The sequence below is a fragment of the Nostoc sp. DedQUE12b genome (genome assembly GCF_034530835.1).
Classification (GTDB): Bacteria; Cyanobacteriota; Cyanobacteriia; order Cyanobacteriales; family Nostocaceae; genus Nostoc.
Genome location: NZ_JAVRCI010000147.1, coordinates 1 through 8,358, shown reverse-complemented (window position 1 = coordinate 8,358; position 8,358 = coordinate 1). Strand labels below are relative to the sequence as shown.

The window sequence follows — 8,358 nt, the reverse complement described above, 5'->3', positions numbered from 1 at the left end:
AGCAATTGGGTCATTAGCGTCGCCTACAGCCCCAATGGACAACAGTTAGCTTCTGCTAGTGCTGACAACACTATCAAAATTTGGGATGTCAGCAGTGGTCAGCTCCTCAAAACTTTTACTGGTCATAGTGATGCGGTCAGAAGCGTCGCCTACAGCCTTGATGGGCAACAGTTAGCTTCTGCTAGTCGGGATAAGACCATCAAAATCTGGGATGTCAACAGTGGTCAACGACTCAAATCCCTGACTGGTCATACTGATAGGGTCAATAGCATCGTCTTCAGTCCCAATGGACAACAGTTAGCTTCTGCTAGTGATGACAAAACAATAGTTTTATGGGATTTGGATTTTGATAATTTATTACTTAGTGGTTGCAGTTTGCTGAATAATTACTTCATTGCCCATCCCGAAGTGTTAGAAGAGTTGCAATTATGCCAAACTCCATCTCGTTTGGCGCAAGGGGCGACAACGTTAGTTATCCAAGGTGAGAAGTTAGCGCGAAAAGATGATATTGATGGCGCTGTTGAAAAGTTTGACAAAGCACAGCAATGGGATAATAAATTAAAGTTTGATTCCCAGGCGAAAGCGAAAGAGTTGGCGAATCAAGGTAAGACAGACCTAACCCCCAGCCCCTTCCCTGCGAGGGAAGGGGAGTAAAATTCAAAGCCTCTCTCCTAAGAGGAGAGAGGAATGGAAGTGAGGTCAGAGGTGTTGCATCCAACTGAGAACTGCTAGATAATCACAAGGTGGAAGGATGGCATACAGCGATTTCAGTCTCGCCAAGGTGAAAAAGAGTTTTGATTTAAAACTCGATGAAACTCGGAATTTATTTGCTGATACAAAACCTGTGACACCATCAGAAACTCTCAGAACGATTTTAATAGATTACATCCCTTTAGCAACTGCAATTTCAACCGAAAAAGCAAGGTCAGAGTTTTTAATTGCACCAATTCTCGCAGAAGTCAGACGATTATTAAATAATAAAATATCACTATTCTCTGGAAATGAATTTAATGTTGATGCAACTCAAGGCTTGCAAGGTTTTTGCGATTACATCATCAGCAATTCGCAGGAGCAATTATTTATTTCTGCTCCGGTAATGTTTATTTTTGAAGCGAAAAAAGAAGATATTATCGGTGGTTTGGGTCAATGTGTAGCAGCAATGATTGCAGCGCAATTATTCAATCAAAATCAAGGCAATGAAGTAGGGCGAATTTATGGCTCGGTTACTAGTGGAACTAACTGGAAGTTTTTATTTTTAGAAGGGAAAACTGTTTATATAGATTCGACTGAGTACTATATTAAAGAAGTTGATAAAATTTTGGGTATTTTATTGCAACCTTTTCAGCCGGTTTTAACTGCTATTTGAATATACACCAGAATTCAGAATACAGAATTCAGGAGTAAAATACGCTTTATATCTGGGTAACAGACTTAGCTTGTGTATCTCACAAATTGAAATTTGCTGTATAGCAGGTGCTAATTTAACTTACTTGGTCAAGGTTTAAAATTTGCTAAGAAATAAGAGAAGTTAAAAAATTCGTCTACCATTACCACTATTCAATTGATATGAGTTTATTTTGTCTAGTTCATGGTGCTTTCCAAGCCACTTGGTGTTGGGATTTGCTAATTCCCTACTTAGAAACACAGGGCCACAAAACTGTAGCAATGGATTTGCCAATTGAAAATGCATCTGCTACTTTGTCCCAATTTGCAGATACAGTAATTCAAGCGCTGCCAAAAACTGATGATGATGTTGTGCTAGTCGGCCACTCAATGGCTGGTACTATAATTCCCCTAGTCGCAGAAGCGGTAAAAGTGCGTCAACTAGTGTTTGTGGCTGCGCTACTCCCCCATCCCGGAATTAGTACACTCGACCAATTTTCTCATCGTCTTGATTCTGATACGCTTAAATCATTTAATTACCAGCCAAAAGAGCCAAGTAAACTCGAACAGTTCCACGATGAACCTGATATGTTTGAACCAGCTTCCGTAGGCAAAGATTATTCAGACGAAGCAGTATTAAGGGAGTTTTTCTTTCATGATTGTCAACCAGATGTAGCACAGTGGGCAATCTCGAAAAGTCGTTCGCAACAATCTATGGCATATATCTTTGAAACCAATCCTCTAAAAGCTTTGCCGCATATTGAGCGTAAATATATTGTTTGTACTAATGACCGAATATTGTCTCCTACATGGTCACGCTACGCTGCACGCAAGCGCTTAGGAGTCGATGCCATTGAACTACCTTCTGGGCATTGCCCACATCTGTCTCGTCCTGAACTTCTTGCCTCAATATTAACTAGTGATTAATTATTTGAGCAATCCAAAATCTTTTGCCCAAGTGGCATATCTGAATGGTGCATTGGCGCAGCCCGCTATAGGCATCGCTCATAATAGATGAAGCCCGATAAAGGTAAACTGGTATGGATTGGAGAACTTATATTCATTCAGACCCAAAAATTCTCCTTGGAAAGCCTATCGTCAAAGGAACGCGGCTATCTGTGGAATTCATATTGGGGTTGTTTGCCGAAGGTTGGACAGAACAGCAAGTTACAGAAAGCTATCCAATCAGCCCTCTTGCAATCCAAGCTGTGTTCGCATTTGCGCCGGGTAATTAGGGAATACCATAAACTCAAAAAGGCTAGAAACCGCATTTAAGCTGTCTCTAGCCTTAATTTATTTAATGGGCAGTACCAGACTCGAACTGATGACATCCTGCTTGTAAGGCAGGCGCTCTACCAACTGAGCTAACCGCCCGTTTGACTAATCCTTAATTAATATAGCAAAACATTTCGCATTGCGCTAGTGGTTTCAAGAAAATCTTTTTTTCTCTTATACTGACTCAGTATTCAGTTAACTCAGGATTTAGGATGCCCTCTGGTCGGACGCACGATCGCATTACTATGTATGCTCTGCCGTTCGTGGCGGGCGTTACTTTCTGGCAAACTCGCAGTAGTAATGCGACTTTGTTAGTTGCAGGCGGGTTTCTCTTTGGTGGGCTGATGTTTGGCCCTGATTTGGATATTTACTCTGTGCAATTCCAACGCTGGGGTTTCTTGCGCTGGATTTGGCTACCTTATCAAAAAAGTCTCCGGCATCGTTCTTTTTTATCCCACGGGCCGATTATTGGCACGATTCTACGGGTAATTTATCTGGGGTGTTTGCTGGCTATTGTGGCAATTCTCGTTTTGGCGATCGCTCAAAGGTTATGGAATCTGAGTTTTAGTTGGCAAGATTTGGGACAAACTGTGGGGCGATCGCTCGTGCAATACGATACTGAATATATCGCCCTGTTTTTGGGGTTGGAACTCGGTGCAATGAGTCATTCTCTCAGCGATTGGGGGGGTTCGGCTTATAAGCGCGTGCGAAAACAGGGGGTTCGGGGGTTGCTTCCTAGTGGCAAAATTAAGAGGCGGAAAGTTACAAATCGCGGTAATCGTCGAGCTACAGTTACCAGAAAGAGCAACGGTAGAACGACAAAGGACAAATGACAAATGACAAGTGACAAAGTTGAGAGTTTGGCGGCGTTGCAGGAGTTGATTGAGGTGGTGGCGAAGTTGCGATCGCCTGATGGTGGTTGTCCTTGGGATTTAGCTCAAACTCCTGAAACGCTGATGCCTTTTGTGATTGAGGAAGCTTATGAGGTGGTGGATGCAATTAAGAGTGGAGATAAGGATGCGATCGCTGAGGAGTTAGGCGATTTATTATTACAGGTGGTATTACAAGCCCAAATTGCTAGCGAATCTGGGCAATTTTCTCTCAAAGAAATCACTCAGGGGATTTCCCAAAAGTTGATTCGCCGTCATCCTCATGTATTTGGTGATGTGTCGGTTGCCAGTGTGGATGAGGTGCGGCAAAATTGGGAACAAATCAAAGCTGCGGAAAAGGGCGAAGCATCTCCAGACGCACAAAAATTTAGTGCTAAACTCGCTCGTTATGGGCGTACCCTTCCCCCACTGACGGCGGCGATGAAGATTTCTCAAAAGGCTGCGGCGATCGGGTTTGAATGGGAAAATATCCAGGGCGTCTGGGATAAGTTTCATGAGGAGTTGGGAGAGTTCCAGCAAGCTTTAGCTGAGGAAACACCTGAACGACAAGAAGCAGAATTAGGCGATTTACTATTTGCAGTCATTCAGCTAGCGCGTTGGCATAATCTTGACCCCAGCACCGCTTTGCAAGGCACTAATCAACGATTTGTCCAGCGATTAGAAAAAATGGAGGCGGTTGTTGACCGTCCCCTTTCTGATTACAGTTTGAATGAGTTAGAAACTCTCTGGCAACAAGCAAAAGCCCAACTTGCTCAAGAAGGGAGTGGAGAGTAGCGAATGGGGCATTAGGAAGAGGCAAAGGGGCAGAGGGAAAAAACTTACTGCAACTGCCCCCCTGCTCCCCTGCCCCCCTGCTCCCCTGCTCCCCGCTCCCTTCTTCAAGATTTTTCAGCATCGAACCACTTATCATATAACGATTGATAAGTGCCATTTTCTTTGAGATTCAGCAAAGCCTGATTAATTTGCTTGCGGTAGGGACTGTTGTTAGGCAGAATGATGCCGTAGCTTTCTTCACGTAAGATACTGCCAACAATCTGTGCTTTTCCTTTGCCTTCATTGGCAACATAAAAAAGGAGTACAGGTGCATCAAACACCACGGCATCAGCTTTTTTTGTTTGCAGAGCATTGTAAGCTTGCTCAATCTTAGGAACTTCTAAAACTGAAATCTTATGTTCTCGCAGATATGTGGCTGCTGTACTACCCGCAGTTGTGGCTACTACCTTGCCGGGTAAATCATCTATGCTCCTGATATCGCCCTGAAGCTGTTGTACTGTCAATGATGTAGTAGCGCTGGCTGTAAAGTAGGCGGCAAAAAGTACTCCGATGAACATCCAAACAATACCTACTAGGCGTCCCAGTACCCCCTTGGGCATTTCATCAGCTTGGGTTGCTAATGTGGCAGCTGACCACCAACAGGCTTTAAAAATGCCAGGAAAGTATGATTGGGGAATCATCCCATCTTTATGATTGCGCTCAGATAACCAAATAATGTGGGCTGCTACGACAATTAGCACTAAGGCAACGCCTATTACTTGCAAGAGGCTAGTAGAGAAAAATAATTGCCAAATATTTGGGAAGGCGCTGTCGTTGGTTTCTGCGTTTCGTACCATTATTTGCAGCCCCCCAGCAAAAATGGGTAATGAGAAATCAAAATTCTGCTGGCGTTCAGCTGTAATCGAGATAGCTGAAATTCCCAAGTTGGCTTTGCTGTCCTTAATGGCAGAAAGCAGTTCCGGCACAGTGGAATATTCTATAAATTTAGACTCTACACCTATTTGCTTGGCGATGCTGCGCCAGAGGTCGATACTGAATCCCGATAGTTCACCTTTGTTTGGTACTACAAAGGGCGGTATAACTCGTGTAGCTACTAATAACGGTTGCTGGAGTTTTGGGGATTGCTGGGGTTCCGGTGTTTGGGTCAGTCCTGGAGATGTCATTAACAACAATGCCAGAATTCCACCTACTAATCCTATGCAGGTATACAGTGCTAAGGAACGTCTGGTTTTGTTTTTCGGGTCATATCTGCCAATCGGGCTTTTTCTCCCAGCCATAAGTTGGCGAAATCTAGTAGCGATCGCATTTATCATCAGAATTCTCTTAGTGTTGTGTGCATAATCTATTTATCATGCCCACCCCATACCAATTAAGTTATAAAAACATTTGCTGAAATCTACCTATTATGTTTCTTGTTGTACAACACTGTAGGTAGATTCCTTGATGAACTCTTTATTTTACAATGGTAATTAGAGGTTGAGAAACTATTTTGTGTCTAATTCACTTTACAGAACTCGCGTCGTCAAGACAAACCTCTATCTTTTGAGCAATAGGTTTAAGATCAGTTTTTAGCGTACATTTGGGTTTACATTTAGCCTGATGTTTTGTCTGGCGTGTGGTTCTTACGTCTTAGCAAAGTGAGCAACATGAATGTAGACGATTTTAGTCAACAAGTAGAGATATTGCGCTCACGGGTAACGGGATTAGTGCAAAAGACTGCAAGTGAGCCATACTCTGAGCAAGAGCTAACATTAGAAGCTTTTGAGGAACTTCAAATTACTTTAGAAGAACTAAAAGTCGCCTCCGAAGAACTACAAGCAACACGAATCGTAGTAGAGAAGGAGCGTCAGCGCTACCAAGAATTATTTGATTTTGCGCCTGATGGTTATTTGGTAACTGATACATTCGGCACTATCCTGGAAGCTAACCGTGCTGCTAGCAAACACCTCAACGTTTCACAGCGATTTTTGATTGGCAAACCGCTGCTTACTTTCATCGCCCAGTCAGATCATCAAGCTTTTTTTAATTACCTAACTCAGTTGCAGCAGATCGACCGAGGCGGGGAATGGGAAGTGTGTTTACAACCACGAAAAAAAATCTGTTTTGATGCCGCTTTGACAGTAGTTACCGTCCGTAACGAAAAAGGTAAGCCAGTTGCTCTGCGCTGGCTAATGCGTGACATTAGCCAGCGTAAGCATTTAGAGTTGCAGCGCCAGCAGTTATTTGAGAATGAGCAAGCCGCCCGAATCGCAGCCCAAGCCGCAGAGAAGCGCTCTAATTTTTTGGCTGAAGCAAGTAGGGTGTTGGTATCTTCCTTGGATTATCGCACTACCCTAACCAGCGTCGCGCAATTAGCAGTGCCTACCCTCGCTGATTGGTGTATTGTGGATGTCGTCGAAAATAATTTGCCAGTCTTCACTAACCCAGTCATCATTGCATCTGAACCAGCCAAAGAAGCACTGATACGACAACTCCAACAACGCTATCCAATTCCTGTTGATGCTGACTATGGCCCACCGAAAGTTTTACGGACTGGTAAGCCGGAACTGGTGACAAACATTCTTGAGTCTTCATTACAGAAAAAGTCCTCGAACGAGGAACACTTCAGTCTGCTGCGCCAACTCCAAGTCAACTCTCAGATGGTAGTACCACTGTTACTACGCGAACGTAAGCTGGGGACAATTCTATTTGCGTCTGCGCAACCAGGACGCCATTACACTACTGTAGACTTAGAAATGGCTGAAGAACTTGCTCAACGAGCAGCATTCGCCATTGACAATGCCCAACTTTATCGGCAAGCCCAAGAAGCTAACCGCATTAAGGAAGAATTTTTAGCGATCGTTTCCCACGAACTTCGTACACCTCTCAATTCTATGCTGGGTTGGGTTCAACTAATACGTACTCGCAAATGGAATGAAGCAACTACCTCTAAGGCATTGGAGACAATCGAGCGGAATGCCCAACTTCAAAGAAAACTGATTGAAGATATCCTAGATATCTCACGGATTGTACAAGGGCAAATTCGCCTAAATATTCGTAAAGTTGACCTTCTGCCTGTAATTCACACGGCAATTGAAGCTGTATATCCCACATCTGAAATTAAGAATATTAAAATTGAATCTAATCTTGACTCGTCAGTTGGTCAAGTTATGGGTGATGCAGAACGCCTGCAACAAGTTATGTGGAATTTGCTCTCTAATGCCGTCAAGTTCACACCTAACGGAGGGCGAGTTGAAATATATCTAGAAGAGGTAAACTCAAATGCTCAGATAACTGTCTCTGACACAGGTAAGGGAATTAGTACTGACTTTCTACCTTATATCTTTGAGCGCTTCCGTCAAGCTGATAGCACAACTACTAGAGTAGATAATGGTTTAGGGCTAGGGCTAGCGATTGTACACCATTTAGTAGAAATGCACTCAGGCACAGTCTACGCATTTAGCGAAGGGGAAGGAAGGGGAGCAAAATTTACAGTGTCGTTACCTTTGGTAAAACCGCAACCAGAGGAGTTAATTAAAAAGAGTAAAGTAAAAGTCGGGAACCTCTCAATACTCAACGGCTTGCAAATACTTGTTGTAGATGACAATGCCGATACGCGTGAGTTAGTTGTTTTCATTCTTGAACAGTCTGGAGCGAAGGTGACGGCAGTTGGCTCAGTAGGTGAAGCGCTAGAAGCACTAGAACGATTAAAACCAGATGTTCTACTCAGTGATATCGGAATGCCAGATGAGGATGGTTATTCCCTGATTCGGAAACTGCGGGCGCAGGAAACAGAGCAAGGGGAGAAGATTCTAGCTGTAGCACTAACGGCATTTGCTAGAGAAGAAGAACACAAGCTAGCTCTGCAAGCTGGATTCCAAGTTCATGTATCCAAGCCAATCGAGCCAGAAGAGTTGGTGAAAGTGGTAGCGAACCTTACCAAAGGTAGCAAACAAGTTTAACGCACAATTAAGCTTTTGATAACAAATGCGATCGCCAAAGCAACAAATGCGAACTCCAAATCAACAAATGCGATCGCCAAATCAACAAATGCGAA

Annotated in this window: 7 protein-coding genes, 1 tRNA gene and 1 pseudogene; 7 read left to right on the top strand and 2 right to left on the bottom strand. The window is 43.5% G+C overall.

Annotated features, from left to right (window positions below):
- The 4 genes and pseudogenes from RMY16_RS32780 to RMY16_RS32765 all read left to right on the top strand — a co-directional run.
- Positions 1 to 654, top strand: a pseudogene (locus RMY16_RS32780) (WD40 repeat domain-containing protein); the annotation flags it as partial.
- A gap of 97 nt (positions 655 to 751) precedes the next feature.
- The gene (locus RMY16_RS32775) at positions 752 to 1,366 is read left to right on the top strand and encodes a hypothetical protein (RefSeq protein WP_322739871.1); all 615 of its coding nucleotides are present in this window, start codon (positions 752 to 754) and stop codon (positions 1,364 to 1,366) included.
- Positions 1,367 to 1,566: 200 nt separating this feature from the next.
- Positions 1,567 to 2,310: an alpha/beta hydrolase gene (locus RMY16_RS32770; protein WP_322739870.1), complete on the top strand. Its 744-nt coding sequence runs from the start codon at positions 1,567 to 1,569 to the stop codon at positions 2,308 to 2,310.
- A 113-nt stretch (positions 2,311 to 2,423) separates the two neighbouring features.
- A complete protein-coding gene (locus tag RMY16_RS32765; protein ID WP_322739869.1) occupies positions 2,424 to 2,618 on the top strand; it encodes a DUF433 domain-containing protein in 195 nt (64 codons plus the stop codon).
- Positions 2,619 to 2,684: 66 nt separating this feature from the next.
- Here the strand turns inward: RMY16_RS32765 and RMY16_RS32760 are convergent.
- Positions 2,685 to 2,757 (bottom strand) — tRNA-Val (locus tag RMY16_RS32760).
- 113 nt (positions 2,758 to 2,870) lie between these two features.
- Between RMY16_RS32760 and RMY16_RS32755 the strand changes: the two genes are divergently transcribed.
- Both RMY16_RS32755 and mazG read left to right on the top strand, forming a co-directional pair.
- The gene (locus RMY16_RS32755; protein WP_322669433.1) at positions 2,871 to 3,491 is read left to right on the top strand and encodes a metal-binding protein; all 621 of its coding nucleotides are present in this window, start codon (positions 2,871 to 2,873) and stop codon (positions 3,489 to 3,491) included.
- Positions 3,492 to 3,494: 3 nt separating this feature from the next.
- Complete coding sequence (gene mazG / locus RMY16_RS32750) at positions 3,495 to 4,322, top strand: nucleoside triphosphate pyrophosphohydrolase (protein ID WP_322739868.1); 828 nt, start codon at positions 3,495 to 3,497, stop codon at positions 4,320 to 4,322.
- A 104-nt stretch (positions 4,323 to 4,426) separates the two neighbouring features.
- Here the strand turns inward: mazG and RMY16_RS32745 are convergent, their stop codons facing one another.
- Entirely contained in the window at positions 4,427 to 5,635 is a 1,209-nt protein-coding gene (locus RMY16_RS32745) for a transporter substrate-binding domain-containing protein (RefSeq protein WP_322739867.1), read from the bottom strand.
- Positions 5,636 to 5,968: 333 nt separating this feature from the next.
- On the opposite strand from RMY16_RS32745, the gene RMY16_RS32740 reads away from it, so the two are divergent.
- Positions 5,969 to 8,263 (top strand): ATP-binding protein, encoded by a 2,295-nt coding sequence (locus tag RMY16_RS32740; RefSeq protein ID WP_322739866.1) that lies wholly within the window; start codon positions 5,969 to 5,971, stop codon positions 8,261 to 8,263.
- Positions 8,264 to 8,358 lie beyond the last annotated feature (95 nt).